The organism is Streptomyces sp. NPDC001157, from assembly GCF_053598255.1.
In genome coordinates this window covers 1-18160 of the sequence record NZ_JBSFJW010000029.1, presented here as the reverse complement: position 1 = coordinate 18160, position 18160 = coordinate 1, and the positions used below count along the sequence as shown (strand labels likewise).

Genomic DNA, 18160 nt, shown 5'->3' with positions numbered 1-18160 from the left:
GACACAACTGCCCCCCGTGGCTTGTCTTTTCTCTCGTTCTCACTGGCAACGCCACCATAGCGGCCCCCACTGACACAAGGGGGGGCGGCACCCGCGTGGGTACCGCCCCCCTTGTGTCGCAGCAGTCGCCGCTCAGAACCGAGTCGGCAGCCACCCCGTCTGGATCAGCTGTCCACCGCGTCGCCGCGTGTGGAAGTACCCACGGCCGGGCGGGAGTTGCGTCGCCGTGATGTTGCCGAGCAGCGCACCCTCCGACCGGTCGCCGGAGAGCACCAGACCCTGGGCGCCGAGCTCGCGCATCCGCTGCATCACGGGCTCGTACAGCGACCTGCTGGCACCGCCCGAGGAGCGCGCGATGATGATGCGCAGACCGACGTCACGGGCGAACGGCAGGTACTCCAGGAGCGGGGCCAGCGGGTTCACGCCGGTCGCCACCAGGTCGTAGTCGTCGACGATGACGAAGGCGTCCGGGCTGCTGTACCAGCTGCGGTTGCGCAGCTGCTCGGGCGTGACGTCCGGGCCCGGCATCCGCCGGTGCATCGAACCGGCGAGGCCCTCCAGCGTCTCCGTCAGGGCGGGCGCCGACGCGCAGTACCGCGAGAGGTGCGAGTCGGGCACACCCTCCAGGTGCGCACGCCGGTAGTCGCCCATGACGATCTTCGCCTGGTCCGGCGTGTAGCGCTCGGTGATCTGCTTGACGAGCAGCCTGAGCATCGCGGACTTACCGGACTCGCTCTCACCGAACACGATGAACAGCGGGTCCGTCTCGAAGTCGACGAAGACCGGCGCGAGCGAGGACTCGTCGATGCCGATGGCGACACCGCGGTCCGGGTGCTCGAACCCCTTGGGCAGCCGGTCCGACGGCAGCAGCGTGGGCAGCAGCCGTACGGCCGGAGCGTGGTTGCCCTGCCAGTTGTCGTTGATACCGCGGATGAGGATCGACGTGGCCTCGGAGAGGTCCTCGGTCGTGGAGGAGCCGTCGACGCGGGGCAGCGCGGTCATGAAGTGCAGCTTGTCCTGCGTAAGACCACGGCCCGGCACGGCCGCCGGGACGTTCTGCGCGACCTTGCGGTCGATCTCCGACTCGGTCGGGTCACCGAGGCGCAGCTCGATGCGGTTCTGCAGCATGTCCTTGAGCGCGGGCCGCACCTCGGTGTAGCGGCTCGCGGTCAGGATCACGTGCACACCGAAGCCGAGACCGCGCGTCGCGATCTCCGTGACGGTGGACTCCAGCAGCTCGTAGTCCGTCTTGAAGGTGGCCCAGCCGTCGATCACGAGGAAGACGTCGCCCCAGATCTGGTCGGGCAGATGGCCCGCGGCCCGGCGCTGCCGGTAGGTCTGGATCGAGTCGACGTTGTTCGCGCGGAAGTACTCCTCACGCGCGTTGAGGATCCCCTCGACCTCGCTGACCGTACGGCGCACCTTCTCGGCGTCGAGACGGTTCGCGACCCCGCCGACGTGCGCCAGGTCCTCCATCGCGATCAGGGTGCCACCGCCGAAGTCCAGGCAGTAGAACTGGACCTCGGACGGGGTGTGGGTGAGGGCGAACGAGGAGATCAGCGAACGCAGCAGTGTCGACTTGCCGGACTGCGGACCGCCGACGAACAGACCGTGGCCCGCACCGCCGGAGAAGTCCCGGTACAGCACGTCGCGCCGCTGCTCGAACGGCTTGTCCACCAGACCGACCGGCACATTGAGCCGACCGAGCGCCGTGTAGTCGGGCGCGGTCAGGCCGCGCTCCGGGGAGACGGCGAGCTGGGGGAGGAGCTGCTCCAGCGAGGGCGCCTCCTCCAGCGGGGGCAGCCACACCTGGTGGGCGGGCGGTCCCTGGTTGACCATCCGGCTGACGAGGACGTCCAGGACGGTGTCGGCGAGCGCGTCGTCCACCCGATTGTCGGGCTCCGGCTCCTCGATCACCGGCTGCGGGGGCAGCGCCACGTGCTCCGCCGTGAACAGCGCGGGCCGCAGCTGCGTCGAGCGGTGCACCCGGGAGGGGCCCTCGCCGTGGTACGGCCCCGACACGTACGCCGCCTTGAAGCGGACCATGGTGTCGGTGTCGTAGCGCAGATAACCGGAACCGGGAATCGACGGCAGGTGGTAGGCGTCCGGGACACCGATCGCCGTACGCGACTCGGCGGCGGAGAAGGTCCGCAGACCGATCCGGTACGAGAGATAGGTGTCCAGACCGCGCAGCTTGCCCTCCTCCAGGCGCTGCGAGGCCAGCAGCAGGTGGATGCCCAGCGAACGGCCGATACGGCCGATCTGGATGAACATGTCGATGAAGTCGGGCTTGGCGGTGAGGAGTTCGGAGAACTCGTCGAGCACGATCACCAGCGACGCCATCGGTTCGAGGGCGGCGCCGGCTGCCCGGGCCTTCTCGTAGTCGTGCAGGTTGGCGTAGTTGCCCGCCGAGCGCAGCAGCTCCTGGCGGCGCTGCGTCTCACCCATGATCGAGTCGCGCATGCGGTCGACGAGGGTGAGGTCGTCGGCGAGGTTGGTGATGACGGCCGCGGTGTGCGGCATGTCCGCCATGCCCGCGAAGGTCGCACCACCCTTGAAGTCCGCGAGGATGAAGTTCAGCGTCTCCGAGGAGTGCGTGACCGCGAGACCGAGCACCAGCGTACGCAGCACCTCGGACTTGCCGGAGCCGGTCGCGCCGACGCACAGGCCGTGCGGGCCCATGCCCTCCTGCGAGGCCTCCTTGAGGTCCAGCATGACCGGCTCGCCGTTCTCGCCGACACCGATCGGCACCCGCAGCCGCTCGTGCAGGGTGCGCGGCCGCCAGGTGCGGGACACGTCGACGGTGCCCGCGTCGCCGATGCCCATGAGGTCGGTGAAGTCCAGGTTGGAGAGCAGGGGTTCGCCCTCCTCCGCGGAACCGACCCGGAACGGCGCCAGCTGCCGGGCCAGGGACTCGGCCTGCTCCGGGCTCAGTACATCGGCCCTGCCGGTGTACGCCGACTCGTGGCCGACGAACAGCTGCATCCGCTCCGGCTTCACATACGCCGTCAGACCGGCGCGCAGCTCCTCCTCCAGCTCGCCCGGGGCGATCTCCAGGAAGGTGACGCCCTGGAGCCCCTCGGAACTGGCGAGTTCGGAGTCCGGCGGCACGGTGCCGCCGTCGAGGACCACGATCAGATGCGGCTGGTCGTAGACGGGGGTCGCCTCACGGTTCCAGCGGGGCCGGTCGTCCAGCTGGCTCGCCAGCGCCTCCTCCAGCTCACCGAGGTCGTCGAAGAGGAGCCGGGACGAGCCCGCTCCGTCCTTGGCCTTCGGGTGCTGGCTGTGCGGCAGCCACTTGATCCAGTCCCAGTCCGCCGCCGCCGAGGGGTGCGCCACCACGGCGACCATCAGGTCTTCCGGCGAGTGCAGCGTCGCCAACTGGGAGATGGCCGCACGGGCGTTGCCGTAGACCGTGTCCGTGTCCCCGCAGATCGTCACGTGGTAGAAGGCGCGCAGCGAGATGGAGACCGGCAGGTCGTGCAGGCTGCCGTGGGCGTCGAGGAACGCCTTCATGGCCGCCGCGGTCAGCGGCTCCAGCTCCTCCTTGGGCGCCGTGTCCGGGGCGACGAGCGGCGTGTTGAGCTGCTGGATGCCGCGGCCGATCCGTACGGAGGCGAAGTCCGCGTCGGTCGGGCGCCGCTCCCACAGCCGCTTGCCGTCGGCCGCCACCGCCCACAGCTGCTCCGGGTCGGGGTGCTGGAAGAGCTGGCTCTGCCGCTGCAGTTCCGCGGTCTTGTGCACGTCCTTGCGGACCTGCTCCAAGTAGCGGAAGTAGTCGCGCCGGTCCTGCGCCATCCCCGCGCCGCCGCCCTGCCGGGACTTGGCGAACTGCGCGATGGCCATGGCCAGTGTCGAGGCGAGCATCAGCCCGCCGACCACCCTCATATAAGGGGGGAGGTTGGGCATGAAGAAGAAGCCGACGGAACCCAGCATGCCCATCATGGGCAGCAGGTTCATCAGCATGCTCTCGTCGCCCTCACGAGGGATCTCGGGGGGCGTCTCCAGTTTGACCTCGCCGTCCGGTACCACCGGGGGTGGTATCCGCGGTGGCCGTTTGATGATGACGACGCTCACCGATGCACTCATCCTTCGTGATTGAAACGTCCTGGCATCGACGCCCCCGTGTACCGCGACGTGTTCCCGTTCGCGTAGGCGTCGTTCGCGTTGGCGTCGATCCTACTGATGCCCTCGGACACAGGAGAGCCAGGAGGATGGAGATGCGGAGGGGGTACGGGGAGAATTGAGGGAGGCAGCCCCAACACCCCGCAGGGCAAGGGATAGGGTGGCGCTTCGCGTCGTACGAACTGCATGAAGCAGCCTTGTCTAGCAGGGGGAACACCAGGTGAGCACGGGGACTTCGACAGGTTTCTGCCGAATCACCATCGCAGCGCCGGACAGCCGAGTCGATGTCGCGCTGCCGGAGGACCTGCCGATCCAGGACCTCTTTCCTGAGATCATCAGGCTCTCGGGCCTGGTCCAGTCGGACACCAGTCTTGCCGGTTATCACCTTGTGACCCGCGAGGGTCAGGTGCTCGACGCGAGTCGATCGTTGCTGGAGCACCGGGTCAGGGACGGCGAGGTGCTGCTGCTGCGGACCTTCGCGGACTCCCTGCCGCCGGCCGTCCACGACGACGTCGTGGACGCCATCGCCGCCGCGGTCAAGCAGGACATCCGCAGCTGGAACGACAACCTGATGCGGGTGGCCGGCCTCGTCGCCGGTTCGCTGCTGCTGGTCATGCTCGGCTTCGTCTTCTGGTTCGCGGACCCGATCCGGCACGACATGCACGGCCTCCAGGGCATCCTCGCGGGCGTGACCGCACTCGGCCTGACGGCTCTGGCCGGTGTACGGGCCCGGGTGTACGACGACCGGGGCTCCGCCGTCGCGCTCGGTATCTCCGCGCTGCCGCACGCACTCATCGCGGGCTCCGGCGTCATCGCGCAGGGCGCGCACGAGGGCCCCGGAAGGCTCCAGTTCCTCGTCGGCTGCGTCGCCGTACTGCTGCTCTCCGTCGTACTGATCATGCTGCTGCCACAGGGCGACGCCCCGTTCGTGGCCGCCGCGCTGGCTTCCGCGATCGGCACGCTCGCCGTGTTCTGCGGAGTGCTCACCGACGCGGCGCCGCGGGAGATCGCCGCGGGCACCTCGGTGGTCGCCCTGGCGGTCGTCGGCTTCCTGCCCGGCTGGTCCGCCCGGTTCGCCAAGCTGCCGATCGGCTTCCGCAACCCCGAGGACCTCGCCCGGGCCCGCCGCGAGGGCCGCGAGGGCGACCTCGAGGCCGTCGACGTCCAGCGCATCGTCGCCCAGACCAGCCGCGGCCACGAACTGCTGCTCGGCCTGGTGGGCGGCTGCGCCGCTGTCATCGTCGGCGCGGGCGGCGCGGTGCTCGGCTTCAGCGACAGCGGCTGGGCCCAGCTGCTGGCCCTGTGCACCGGCCTCGCCGCGATGCTGCGGGCCCGTCTGTTCCGCTACACCGCCCAGGTCACCTGCCTGTTCGTGGCCGGTGTCATCACGCTCGGCCTGCTGGTCCTCGGCCTCGCGATCTCGCCGCCGGCCGACATCATCATCCAGCTGCTCCAGAACAACCACGGCCCGGTCAATGTGCGGACCCTGTGGCTCGGCGCCTCGGTCGCGGCCGGCGTGCTGCTCCTGATCGCGATCGCCCTGATCGTGCCGCAGAAGGGCCTCTCCCCGTTCTGGGGCCGCATGCTCGACCTCGCGGACTCGCTGGTCCTGCTGTCCCTGGTCCCCGTCTGCCTCGCGGTCCTCGACGTCTACGGCAAGGTCCGCGGCGGCATCGGGAACTGAGACCCGCCCGGCGAAAAACCCTCCACGCCCCACACCCTGCACGCAGGGCGTGGGGCGTCGGCGTGAGCACTGCAACGGAATCCGCACCCCGGTCACAGAAGAACTCCACAGGGAAAGGACCCGCGCGTGAGCTTCGGCCCGCCCCCTCCCATGTACGCCCCGCCCGCGCAGCCCCCACGACAAAAACGCCGCCCGAAGTGGCCTCTGGCGCTGCTCGCACTCGTGCTGGCCGGGGCACTCGGCGCCGGTGGCTGGCTCCTGTGGGGTGCCGACGACGGCACGCAGACCTCGAACGGGGCGGCAACCCGCCAGGGCCCGCTCGACGTCCGGGAGACCGTCGAGAAGAAGCCCGCGAGCCCCACCGGAAAGATGGCCTTCCGCTTCTCCGTGGACGACCTCAGCCCGGGCGAGCACTACCAGATGCCCGGCATGTGGGCCACGGACAAGATCCTCGCCAAGGGCATCAACAAGACCGTCATCGGACTGCGCATAGGCACCGACGCTTCCCCCGGCGACGAGAAGTGGAAGCTCCCCCTGGACGGCCCGATCTGCGGCTACACCCGCCATGTCACCGGCGACAACCGCACCGCCGTGCTGTTCAGGGCCAACGACCGCGGCAACGCCTTCTGCAACCACGTGGCCTTCTTCGACCTCGACGACGGCCGTGAGATCTGGGACGCCGACTTCCCCGTCTCCGAACTGGGCGACGGCCACGGCATGGCGACGGGCGGCGACGCCCAGGACACCCCGAGCGTGACCCTGGTGCACGGCACGGTCGTCGTCACCTGGGGCGGCGGCACGGACGCGTACCGGATGAAGGACGGCACGCGCGCGTGGGAGACGACTTCCACCGGCTCCTGCCAGGACATGGGCGCGGCGGGCGGAGGCGCCCTGCTGGTGCGCCAGCAGTGCTGGAACGACAAGGCGCCCGTCGACTCGACGGACGCCACCACCTACAAGGCACGCAAGGTGGACCCGAGAACCGGCAAGGTTCTGTGGACCTACTCCGCCGCGAAGGGCATCCGCGACCTGAACATCCCCTCCGCCGAGCCGCCCGTCCTGGCCGTCCAGGCCGGCGGGATCGGCATCTCCGAGATGCTCTCCCTCGACACCTCGGGCAAGCCCCGCGCCGTCATCCGCCTCCAGAACGGCACCTATGTCGGCGAGTGCTCGTACGACGACTTCCTCACCGCCGACGACTGCCCGACCATCGCCGTCGGCGCCGGCCAGGTCTTCCTGCGCAGCAAGGACTCGGGCGAGCTGATCAACTCCAACTGGATCATCGGCTTCGACCTCACGACCGGCAAGACCACCAAGAAGTACGACTCCGGCCCCGGCTCCCTTCTGTACCCGGTCCGGATGAGCGGAGGCAGACTCCTCGCCGTACGCGTGACCGACCAGCACGTCATGCCCTCCGGGCTGGTCAGCCTGGACCCGCGGACCGGCACGGAGACCCCGTACCTCTACTTCGACCTCCCTCAGGAGGCGGATCTGATGACGATGACGGACTACAACGACATCGTCGTCCAGGGCGGCCGTGTCTTCTTCGGCGTCAAGAAGGTCGACGGACCCGCCAAGGGGCAGCCCAAGTGGGTGTACCTCGTCCTGGGCATCGAGAGCATGGCCGTGAAGTAGCGGCCCCACCGGCTGGTACGCTGTATGACGGCCGTTTGTGTACGCACCCCCGGAGCCCCCCGCAGGTTCACCTGCAGGACCTGGAGGCCGCGCTCAGCGGATCCCCGCCTCCCGAGTAACGGAAGCTCCCCCGAGACACAGACCGGGGGCACTCGGTGGCAACTTGAAGACTACGAGGAGTACGAGTGTCGCTCGACGCCGCTACGAAGAAGCAGATCATCGCCGAGTTCGGCCAGAAGGAGGGCGACACCGGCTCCCCCGAGGTCCAGGTCGCCATGCTCTCGCGCCGGATCTCCGACCTGACCGAGCACCTCAAGACCCACAAGCACGACCACCACTCCCGCCGTGGTCTGCTGATCCTGGTCGGTCAGCGTCGCCGCCTGCTGCAGTACCTCGCCAAGAAGGACATCCAGCGCTTCCGTACGCTGGTCGACCGCCTCGGCATCCGCCGTGGTGCGGCGGGCGCCAAGTAGGACGCCGTGCAGGGGGAGCGGTTCCCGAAGGGTCGGGACCGCTCCCTTTGCCGTATGTGCGGAAACGTCCGTACGTACGGAAACATGCGGAGTGTCACTGCCCCTTTGTAGTGTGGTAGCACAACGCAATACGTACGACACAGCGAGAAGCGCACCTCGCCGCCGCCGGTCCTCGGTAGTGGCCCCCGGGGGGAAGTGAGCCCCGGGTGCTTCGATCGAAGACCGGCCCGCACCAGTGGAGCGCTTCTCCGTGACGGTCCTCCTGCCACACGGGCAGACAAGGACAAAAGACGAAAAGTATCGGAGAAAACGCTAGTGGAGAACGAGACCCACTACGCCGAGGCCGTTATCGACAACGGTTCCTTCGGCACCCGCACCATCCGCTTCGAGACGGGCCGCCTGGCCAAGCAGGCCGCCGGCTCCGCCGTGGCGTACCTGGACGACGACACCATGGTGCTGTCGGCCACCACCGCCTCCAAGAACCCCAAGGACCAGCTCGACTTCTTCCCCCTGACGGTGGACGTCGAGGAGCGGATGTACGCCGCCGGCAAGATCCCCGGCAGCTTCTTCCGTCGTGAGGGCCGCCCCTCCGAGGACGCGATCCTCACCTGCCGCCTCATCGACCGCCCGCTGCGCCCGTCCTTCAAGAAGGGCCTGCGCAACGAGATCCAGGTCGTCGCCACGATCATGGCGCTCAACCCCGACCACCTGTACGACGTCGTGGCGATCAACGCCGCGTCCGCGTCCACGCAGCTGGCCGGTCTGCCCTTCTCCGGCCCGATCGGCGGCGTCCGCGTCGCGCTGATCAACGGCCAGTGGGTCGCGTTCCCGACGCACTCCGAGCTCGAGGACGCCGTCTTCGACATGGTGGTCGCCGGTCGCGTCCTGGAGGACGGCGACGTCGCGATCATGATGGTCGAGGCCGAGGCCACCGAGAAGACCATCCAGCTGGTCAAGGGCGGCGCCGAGGCGCCGACCGAGGAGGTCGTCGCCGCCGGTCTGGAAGCCGCGAAGCCCTTCATCAAGGTGCTCTGCAAGGCCCAGGCCGACCTCGCGTCGAAGGCCGCCAAGCCGACCGGTGAGTTCCCGATCTTCCTGGACTACCAGGACGACGTCCTCGAGGCGCTCGCCGCAGCCGTCAAGCCGGAGCTCGCCTCCGCGCTGACGATCGCCGGCAAGCAGGAGCGCGAGTCCGAGCTGGACCGCGTCAAGGCGCTCGCCGCCGAGAAGCTCCTGCCGGAGTTCGAGGGCCGCGAGAAGGAGATCTCCGCCGCGTACCGCTCGCTGACCAAGACCCTGGTCCGTGAGCGCGTCATCAAGGAGAAGAAGCGCATCGACGGCCGCGGTGTCACGGACATCCGCACGCTGGCCGCCGAGGTCGAGGCCATTCCGCGCGTGCACGGTTCCGCGGTGTTCGAGCGTGGCGAGACCCAGATCCTGGGCGTCACCACCCTCAACATGCTCCGTATGGAGCAGCAGCTGGACACCCTCTCGCCGGTGACCCGCAAGCGCTACATGCACAACTACAACTTCCCGCCGTACTCCACCGGTGAGACCGGCCGCGTCGGCTCCCCGAAGCGCCGCGAGATCGGCCACGGCGCGCTCGCCGAGCGCGCCCTGGTGCCGGTCCTGCCGACGCGCGAGGAGTTCCCCTACGCGATCCGCCAGGTCTCCGAGGCGCTGAGCTCCAACGGCTCGACGTCCATGGGCTCGGTCTGCGCCTCCACCATGTCGCTGCTGAACGCCGGTGTGCCGCTGAAGGCTCCCGTCGCCGGTATCGCCATGGGCCTCATCTCCCAGGAGATCGAGGGCGAGACGCACTACGTCACCCTCACCGACATCCTCGGTGCGGAGGACGCCTTCGGTGACATGGACTTCAAGGTCGCCGGCACCAAGGAGTTCGTGACCGCGCTCCAGCTGGACACCAAGCTGGACGGCATCCCGGCCTCCGTCCTGGCCGCCGCCCTGAAGCAGGCCCGTGACGCCCGCCTCCACATCCTCGACGTGATGATGGAAGCGATCGACACCCCGGACGAGATGTCCCCGAACGCCCCGCGGATCATCACGGTCAAGATCCCGGTGGACAAGATCGGTGAGGTCATCGGCCCCAAGGGCAAGATGATCAACCAGATCCAGGAGGACACCGGCGCCGAGATCACGATCGAGGACGACGGCACCATCTACATCGGTGCCGCCGACGGCCCGGCCGCCGAGGCCGCCCGCGCCACGATCAACGGCATCGCCAACCCGACCATGCCGGAGGTCGGCGAGCGCTACCTGGGCACCGTCGTGAAGACGACGACCTTCGGTGCGTTCGTGTCGCTGCTCCCGGGCAAGGACGGTCTGCTGCACATCTCGCAGATCCGCAAGCTCGCGGGCGGCAAGCGCGTGGAGAACGTCGAGGACGTCGTCGGCGTGGGCCAGAAGGTCCAGGTCGAGATCGCCGAGATCGACTCCCGCGGCAAGCTCTCCCTGATCCCGGTCATCGAGGGCGAAGAGAACGACGACAAGAAGGACGACGGCGACAAGTGACGCCCCGTGGCTTCAAGGCGACGGCCCGCACCTCCTCGGAGGCGCGGGCCGTCGCCCGTACCCAAACCCTGATCAAGGGCGAGAACGGCATCGGAACGGTCCGCAAGACCACCCTCCCGGGCGGCCTGCGCATCGTCACCGAGACCCTGCCCTCGGTCCGCTCCGCGACCTTCGGTATCTGGGCGCACGTCGGCTCCCGCGACGAGACCCCGGCCCTGAACGGCGCCACGCACTACCTGGAGCACCTGCTCTTCAAGGGCACCACCCGCCGTAGCGCGCTGGACATCTCCTCCGCCATCGACGCGGTCGGCGGCGAGATGAACGCGTTCACGGCGAAGGAGTACACGTGCTACTACGCACGCGTGCTCGACGCCGACCTGCCGCTCGCCATAGACGTCGTCTGCGACATGCTGACGGGCTCCCTCATCCTCGAAGAGGACGTCAACGTCGAGCGCGGCGCGATCCTCGAAGAGATCGCGATGACCGAGGACGACCCGGGCGACTGCGTGCACGACCTGTTCGCGCACACGATGTTCGGCGACAACGCCCTCGGCCGCCCGGTCCTCGGCACGGTCGACACCGTCAACGCCCTCACCGCGGACCGCATCCGCCGCTTCTACAAGAAGCACTACGACCCGACCCACCTGGTCGTGGCGGCCGCCGGCAACATCGACCACAACAAGGTCGTACGACAGGTCCGCGCGGCCTTCGAGAAGGCGGGCGCCTTCAAGAACGGCGCGGCGGCCCCCATCGCCCCGCGCGACGGCAGCCGCACCCTCCGCACCGCGGGCCGGGTCGAACTGCTCGGCCGCAAGACCGAACAGGCACACGTCGTCCTCGGCATGCCGGGCCTCGCCCGCACCGACGACCGGCGCTGGGCCCTCGGCGTGCTGAACACCGCGCTCGGCGGTGGCATGTCGTCGCGCCTGTTCCAGGAGGTCCGTGAGAAGCGCGGCCTGGCCTACAGCGTGTACTCGTACACCTCGGGCTTCGCCGACTGCGGCCTGTTCGGCGTGTACGCGGGCTGCAGGCCCTCACAGGTCCACGACGTGCTGAAGATCTGCCGCGACGAACTCGACCACGTCGCCGAGCACGGCCTGTCCGACGACGAGATCGGCCGCGCCATCGGCCAGCTCCGCGGTTCGACGGTCCTGGGCCTGGAGGACACGGGCGCGCTGATGAACCGTATCGGCAAGAGCGAGCTGTGCTGGGGCGAGCAGATGTCCGTCGACGACATGCTGGCCCGGATAGCCTCGGTCACCCCGGACGACGTCCGCTCGGTCGCGCGCGACATCCTGGGACAGCGGCCTTCGCTGTCGGTCATCGGCCCGCTGAAGGACAAGCAGGCGTCCCGTCTGCACGAAGCGGTCGCGTAAGTCCTCTCCTGAAGGAAGCAAGAAGATGAGCAAGCTGCGCGTGGCGGTCCTCGGTGCCAAGGGCCGCATCGGCTCGGAGGCGGTGCGGGCCGTCGAGGCGGCCGAGGACATGGAGCTGGTGGCCGCCCTCGGCCGCGGCGACAAGCTGGAGACCCTGGCCGAGTCCGGTGCCCAGGTCGCCGTCGAACTGACCACGCCGGCCTCCGTGATGGACAACCTCGAGTACTGCGTGAGCCACGGCATCCACGCGGTCGTCGGTACGACGGGCTGGACCGACGAGCGCCTCGCGCAGCTGGGCGGCTGGCTGGCCGCCTCCCCGGAGACGGGCGTGCTGATCGCGCCCAACTTCTCCATCGGCGCCGTACTGACGATGAAGTTCGCGCAGATCGCCGCGCCCTACTTCGAGTCCGTCGAGGTCATCGAGCTGCACCACCCGAAGAAGGTCGACGCCCCCTCCGGCACCGCCACGCGCACGGCCCAGCTCATCGCCGAGGCACGCCGCGCGGCAGGCACGGCCCCGGCGCCGGACGCCACGGAGACCGCACTGGACGGCGCCCGCGGCGCGACCGTCGACGGGATCCCCGTCCACGCCGTCCGCCTGCGCGGCCTGCTCGCCCACCAGGAGGTCCTGCTCGGCGGCGAGGGCGAGACCCTGACCGTCCGGCACGACTCCCTCCACCACAGCAGCTTCATGCCGGGCATCCTGCTCGGCGCCCGCCGCGTGGTGACCACTCCGGGCCTGACCTTCGGCCTGGAACACTTCCTGGACCTGGGCTGACACCGCCATGCGAGCCAAGCTCTCCTACGCCATAACGGCCGCCGTCCTGGTCTTCTACTTCGTCCTGGTCGGTAGCCGCGGCGTCATGCTCATCCAGTCCGGCACGGTCCTCACCGTCACCTTCGGCGTGGCGGTGCTGATCCTGCCGGTGATCGGCCTGTGGTTCCTGTGGAAGAACACCCAGTTCGTCCGCAAGGCCAACGCCCTCGCCGCCGAACTCGACGCCGAGGGCGGCCTGCCCGTGGACGAGCTCAAGCGCACCCCAGGCGGCCGTATCGACCGCGACTCGGCCGACGAGGTCTTCGCCAAGCGCAAGGCCGAGACGGAAGCGGCCCCCGACGACTGGCGCAGCTGGTTCCGCCTCGCCGTCGCCTACCACGACGCCCGCGACACGCCTCGCGCCCGCAAGGCCATGCAACGCGCCATCGCCCTGCATGACGGAAGGCCCGTCGAGGCGTAGCCGCGGGCAGTCGTGCCGTTCGGTCAGCCGCGCCTGTTCTCCGCCGCCCACGCCTCGATCGTGTCCGCGGCCCGGTCGAACGACCCGGGCCGTGCCACGAAGTCCGCGTTGTGCGTGGTCAGCAGTATCGGCGCGTCCTGCGCCGGACGGTCACTGCGTACGAGGATCAGAGCCTGCCCCTGCACGGTGCGCGGCAGCCCGAGCCAGCGCACCGGCTGCTGCACCGTCCGCAGGGCGGCGACCCGTTCCCACGGCGTCGTGCGCGTCCCGAAGAAGCCCACCTGGCGCAGCCCGCGCGCGCTCACCCAGGCGCCCATGCGCAGAAGCCGCAGGGAAGCCGCGATGACGGCCAGCGCGATACCGAAGACCACTCCGGCCTCGGAAGCCGAAGCAGTGAACGCGATGATGACCGCGGCGAACAGCACGAACGAGGCGAGCAGCAGCCAGAGAGCCGCCACACCCACGCGCCACGGCCCGGGGCGGTAGGGCCGCCGCCAGCGGTCACGGTCGTCGAAGGGCAGCGCGTCGTCCGCTGGCTCATAGGCACGGTCGGCCGTCAGGAAGGGCAGGGGCACGGCTGGTCCTCACTCAATCCATGCATGGGCTGTGCCCGGTGAGGTTATCCGTCTGTGTTCCTGCCCACCACTCGTGGGGTCCGGATGGAGTCAGTGCCCCTGGGAGGCCTGTGACTGCTGAGCCGGCGTGGCAGCGGGATTGGACAGCGCAGGCATACCGAGCACCAGCGAGCCCACCAGCCCGGCGACGATGGTGACTCCGAGCAGCCAGCGCCCGGCTATCTGACCGGCGGACGCCCGCTGACGGGGCGGGGGAGCGACATTGCTGCGGAACCTGTCGGCTTCGGCGACGAAGGTGAACGGGACGGGCTCACGCCGACGGAACATGGGGGGAGCTTCTCCTCTCGGGATCGAACGAGTGACTGTCACCTACACAGACGGTCGAGTGCCCCAAAAGGTGCCCGGTTTCGCCGAATTCACAGAAATTCGCCGACGTATGTCGCGACCCGGCACCGAACGCCCCGTTGTCAGAGCCGGGCCGTAGAGTGGGCGCCGCCCGAGAGAAGTGATGGAAGGGACCCTCCGAGTCGTGACCGACACCCCCGCCGACGACCTCAAGCCCAGCTTCCGCAGCGACGTCACCGTCGAGCTGGTCAAGCACACCGCGTCCGACGCCGACGTGCTCTTCGCCGCCCGCGTCTCGACCATCGGCGAGCAGTCCCTGGACGAGCTGGGCAAGGACCCCGAGCGCTCCAAGGGCCTGATCAACTACCTGATGCGCGACCGGCACGGCAGTCCGTTCGAGCACAACTCGATGACCTTCTTCATCAGCGCCCCGATCTTCGTCTTCCGCGAGTTCATGCGGCACCGCGTCGGCTGGTCGTACAACGAGGAATCGGGCCGCTACCGCCAGCTCCAGCCCGCCTTCTACGTCCCCGACGAGTCCCGCAAGCTCGTCCAGGAGGGCCGCCCCGGCAAGTACGTCTTCGTGGAGGGCACCCAGGCCCAGCAGGAGCTGGTCGGCCGTGTCATGGAGGACTCGTACCGCCAGGCCTACGAGGCGTACCAGGAGATGCTCGCCGCCGGCGTCGCCCGAGAGGTCGCCCGCGCCGTCCTCCCGGTCGGTCTGTTCTCCTCCATGTACGCCACCTGCAACGCCCGCTCGCTGATGCACTTCCTCGGCCTGCGCACCCAGCACGAGCTGGCGAAGGTCCCGTCCTTCCCGCAGCGGGAGATCGAGATGGTCGGAGAGAAGATGGAGGCCGAGTGGGCCAGGCTCATGCCGCTCACCTACGCCGCCTTCAACGCGAACGGCCGCGTGGCGCCGTAGCGCACCGCGTTCCCAGGCCGAGCACAGGTGTACGGTCAGCCTCGCGAGGTGTCCGTATTGCGGCATTTGGAGAAGTTCATCTAGCCTGATCAAACGGACCCGGTACTGCTTGAACCCCCGAGCAGGCAGTACCGGGCTCCGCATTTGTCCGGACTTATCCCGTACCCCAAGGGCAGACCACGCATTGAGCACCGAGTAGCGTGTTACCCATGGCTCCGACCTCGACTCCGCAGACCCCCTTCGGGCGGGTCCTCACCGCCATGGTCACGCCCTTCACGGCGGACGGCGCACTCGACCTCGACGGCGCGCAGCGGCTCGCCGCCCACCTGGTGGACGCAGGCAACGACGGCCTGATCATCAACGGCACCACCGGCGAGTCCCCCACCACCAGTGACGCGGAGAAAACGGAGCTCGTACGAGCCGTGCTGGAGGCGGTCGGCGACCGTGCCCACGTCGTGGCCGGCGTCGGTACCAACGACACCCACCACAGCATCGAGCTGGCCCGGGCCGCCGAGCAGGTGGGCGCACACGGCCTCCTGATCGTGACGCCGTACTACAACAAGCCCCCGCAGGAGGGCCTGTACCGGCACTTCACGGCCGTCGCCGACGCCGCCGAGCTGCCGGTCATGCTCTACGACATCCCCGGCCGCAGCGGTGTCCCGATCAACACCGAGACGCTGGTCCGGCTCGCGGAGCACCCGCGGATCGTCGCCAACAAGGACGCCAAGGGCGACCTCGGCCGCGCGAGCTGGGCCATTGCCCGCTCCGGGCTCGCCTGGTACTCCGGCGACGACATGCTGAACCTGCCGCTGCTCTCCGTGGGCGCGGTCGGCTTCGTGTCGGTCGTCGGCCACGTGGTCACTCCGGACCTGCGCGCCCTGGTCGACGCGTTCGTCTCCGGCGACGTCCAGAAGGCGACCGAGATCCACCAGAAGCTGCTCCCGGTCTACACGGGCATGTTCCGCACCCAGGGCGTCATGACGACGAAGGCCGCCCTCGCCCTCCAGGGCCTGCCCGCGGGCCCCCTGCGCGCACCCATGGTGGAATGCACGCCCGAAGAGATCGCGCAGCTCAAGATCGATCTTGCTGCGGGCGGGGTACAGCTCTAACACCAGACTTGGCACCACCACAGACTTCACAACTGAATAGCGGGCCACCGGTGCCCGCACCCCACAACGACAACTGCTCATGCACGAACGTCACGCGCGCCACGTGCCCACCGGTACGTGGCGCGTGTGGTGAGGAGAGTCTTTTGAGTCATCCGCATCCTGAACTCGGCCCGCCCCCGCCGCTCCCCGAAGGCGGCCTGCGGGTCACCCCGCTCGGCGGTCTCGGCGAGATCGGCCGAAACATGACGGTCTTCGAGTACGGCGGCCGCCTTCTGATCGTCGACTGCGGCGTGCTCTTCCCCGAGGAGGAGCAGCCGGGGATCGACCTGATCCTTCCGGACTTCTCGTCCGTACGGGACCGCCTCGACGACATCGAGGGCATCGTGCTCACGCACGGCCACGAGGACCACATCGGCGGCGTTCCCTACCTCCTGCGCGAGAAGCCGGACATCCCGCTGATCGGCTCCAAGCTGACCCTCGCCCTGATCGAGGCGAAGCTCCAGGAGCACCGCATCCGCCCGTACACCCTCGAGGTGGCGGAGGGGAACCGCGAACGTGTCGGCCCCTTCGACTGCGAGTTCGTCGCGGTCAACCACTCCATCCCGGACGCCCTCGCCGTGGCCATCCGCACGCCCGCGGGCATGGCGGTCCACACCGGCGACTTCAAGATGGACCAGCTCCCGCTGGACGGTCGCCTGACAGACCTCCACGCATTCGCGCGACTGAGCGAAGAGGGCATCGATCTCCTCCTCGCCGATTCGACGAACGCGGAGGTCCCCGGCTTCGTCCCGCCCGAGCGCGACATCTCCAACGTCCTGCGCCAGGTCTTCGCGAGCGCCCGCAAGCGGATCATCGTGGCGAGCTTCGCCAGCCACGTCCACCGCATCCAGCAGATCCTGGACGCGGCCCACGAGTACGGCCGCCGGGTCGCCTTCGTCGGCCGCTCGATGGTCCGCAACATGGGCATCGCACGGGACCTGGGCTACCTGAAGGTCCCGCCGGGTCTGGTCGTCGACGTGAAGACGCTGGACGACCTTCCCGACAGCGAGGTCGTGCTGGTCTGCACGGGCTCGCAGGGCGAACCCATGGCGGCCCTGTCCCGCATGGCCAACCGTGACCACCAGATCCGCATCGTCAACGGCGACACGGTGATCCTCGCGTCGTCGCTGATCCCCGGCAACGAGAACGCGGTCTACCGCGTGATCAACGGCCTGACCCGCTGGGGCGCGAACGTGGTCCACAAGGGCAACGCGAAGGTGCATGTCTCAGGCCACGCGTCCGCGGGCGAGCTCTTGTACTTCTACAACATCTGCCGCCCGAAGAACCTGATGCCGGTCCACGGCGAATGGCGCCACCTGCGCGCCAACGCCGAGCTGGGCGCCATGACCGGCGTCCCGCACGACCGCATCGTCATCGCCGAGGACGGCGTGGTCGTCGACCTCGTCGAGGGCAAGGCCAAGATCGCGGGCAAAGTCCAGGCGGGTTACGTCTACGTCGACGGACTCTCGGTCGGCGACGTGGGCGAGCCGGCGCTGAAGGACCGCAAGATCTTGGGCGACGAGGGCATCATCTCGGTCTTCCTCGTGGTGGACTCGTCCACCGGCAAGATCACGGGCGGCCCGCACATCCAGGCCCGCGGCTCGGGCATCGAGGACTCGGCCTTCGGCGACGTGATCCCGAAGATCACCGAGGTGCTCGAACGCTCGGCACAGGACGGGGTGGTGGAGCCGCACCAGCTGCAGCAGCTCATCCGCCGAACCCTCGGCAAGTGGGTCTCCGACACCTATCGGCGCAGGCCAATGATCCTCCCGGTCGTGGTGGAGGTCTGACGGGTGTACGACCCCTCGTACGTGTGAACCCGGAGCGGGGCGCCTCGATTTGCATCGGGGCGCCCCGCTCCAGTACGTTTACGGCTCCGCCAGAACGGGAACCCGGCCGCCTCGTGCGCCGGAACCAGTCCCCGATCGGGGCGGGAAATCCGACTCAGAATCTCTGATAAAGTCGGAGCCGCCGGAAAGGGAAACGCGAAAGCGAGAACCTGGAAAGCACCGAGGAAATCGGATCGGGAAACGGTCTGATAGAGTCGGAAACGCAAGACCGAAGGGAAACTGCCCGGAGGAAAGCCCGAGAGGGTGAGTACAAA

The 18160-nt window shown here is 68.9% G+C and carries 13 protein-coding genes; 10 read left to right on the top strand and 3 right to left on the bottom strand.

Features of this window, described 5'->3' with window-relative positions; all coding sequences use genetic code 11:
* Positions 1–132: 132 nt before the first annotated feature.
* Positions 133–4077, bottom strand: coding sequence for a type VII secretion protein EccCa (eccCa, locus tag ACWDAG_RS35585; RefSeq protein WP_450699680.1), 3945 nt, complete (start codon positions 4075–4077; stop codon positions 133–135).
* 268 nt (positions 4078–4345) lie between these two features.
* Between eccCa and eccD the strand changes: the two genes are divergently transcribed.
* From eccD to ACWDAG_RS35550, 7 genes are all read left to right on the top strand, one after another.
* The gene (gene eccD / locus ACWDAG_RS35580) at positions 4346–5809 is read left to right on the top strand and encodes a type VII secretion integral membrane protein EccD (protein WP_115905483.1); all 1464 of its coding nucleotides are present in this window, start codon (positions 4346–4348) and stop codon (positions 5807–5809) included.
* A 126-nt stretch (positions 5810–5935) separates the two neighbouring features.
* Positions 5936–7444, top strand: a complete 1509-nt coding sequence (locus tag ACWDAG_RS35575) for an outer membrane protein assembly factor BamB family protein (protein ID WP_450699679.1) — start codon at positions 5936–5938, stop codon at positions 7442–7444.
* Positions 7445–7629: 185 nt separating this feature from the next.
* A complete protein-coding gene (gene rpsO, locus ACWDAG_RS35570) occupies positions 7630–7917 on the top strand; it encodes a 30S ribosomal protein S15 (protein WP_016432306.1) in 288 nt (95 codons plus the stop codon).
* 315 nt (positions 7918–8232) lie between these two features.
* Complete coding sequence (locus ACWDAG_RS35565) at positions 8233–10449, top strand: polyribonucleotide nucleotidyltransferase (protein WP_450699678.1); 2217 nt, start codon at positions 8233–8235, stop codon at positions 10447–10449.
* On the top strand, positions 10446–11825 hold the full coding sequence (locus ACWDAG_RS35560) for a M16 family metallopeptidase (RefSeq protein ID WP_450699677.1): 1380 nt from the start codon (positions 10446–10448) through the stop codon (positions 11823–11825). The genes ACWDAG_RS35565 and ACWDAG_RS35560 overlap by 4 nt, the downstream gene beginning before the upstream one ends.
* A gap of 25 nt (positions 11826–11850) precedes the next feature.
* Entirely contained in the window at positions 11851–12603 is a 753-nt protein-coding gene (gene dapB / locus ACWDAG_RS35555; protein WP_450699676.1) for a 4-hydroxy-tetrahydrodipicolinate reductase, read from the top strand.
* A 7-nt stretch (positions 12604–12610) separates the two neighbouring features.
* Positions 12611–13063 carry a tetratricopeptide repeat protein gene (locus tag ACWDAG_RS35550; RefSeq protein ID WP_351480035.1) on the top strand — a complete coding sequence of 151 codons (453 nt, stop codon included), beginning with the start codon at positions 12611–12613 and terminating at the stop codon, positions 13061–13063.
* A 23-nt stretch (positions 13064–13086) separates the two neighbouring features.
* On the opposite strand, the gene ACWDAG_RS35545 is transcribed toward ACWDAG_RS35550, so the two are convergent.
* Together ACWDAG_RS35545 and ACWDAG_RS35540 are read right to left on the bottom strand one after the other, a co-directional pair.
* Positions 13087–13638 (bottom strand): PH domain-containing protein, encoded by a 552-nt coding sequence (locus tag ACWDAG_RS35545; protein ID WP_450699675.1) that lies wholly within the window; start codon positions 13636–13638, stop codon positions 13087–13089.
* A gap of 90 nt (positions 13639–13728) precedes the next feature.
* A complete protein-coding gene (locus ACWDAG_RS35540) occupies positions 13729–13965 on the bottom strand; it encodes a hypothetical protein (protein WP_450699674.1) in 237 nt (78 codons plus the stop codon).
* 202 nt (positions 13966–14167) lie between these two features.
* Between ACWDAG_RS35540 and thyX the strand changes: the two genes are divergently transcribed.
* From thyX to ACWDAG_RS35525, 3 genes are all read left to right on the top strand, one after another.
* A complete protein-coding gene (gene thyX / locus ACWDAG_RS35535) occupies positions 14168–14908 on the top strand; it encodes an FAD-dependent thymidylate synthase (protein WP_030945118.1) in 741 nt (246 codons plus the stop codon).
* Positions 14909–15117: 209 nt separating this feature from the next.
* Positions 15118–16017 (top strand): 4-hydroxy-tetrahydrodipicolinate synthase, encoded by a 900-nt coding sequence (dapA, locus tag ACWDAG_RS35530; RefSeq protein ID WP_450699673.1) that lies wholly within the window; start codon positions 15118–15120, stop codon positions 16015–16017.
* Between the two features lie 143 nt (positions 16018–16160).
* Positions 16161–17846, top strand: a complete 1686-nt coding sequence (locus tag ACWDAG_RS35525) for a ribonuclease J (protein ID WP_450699672.1) — start codon at positions 16161–16163, stop codon at positions 17844–17846.
* Positions 17847–18160: the final 314 nt, after the last annotated feature.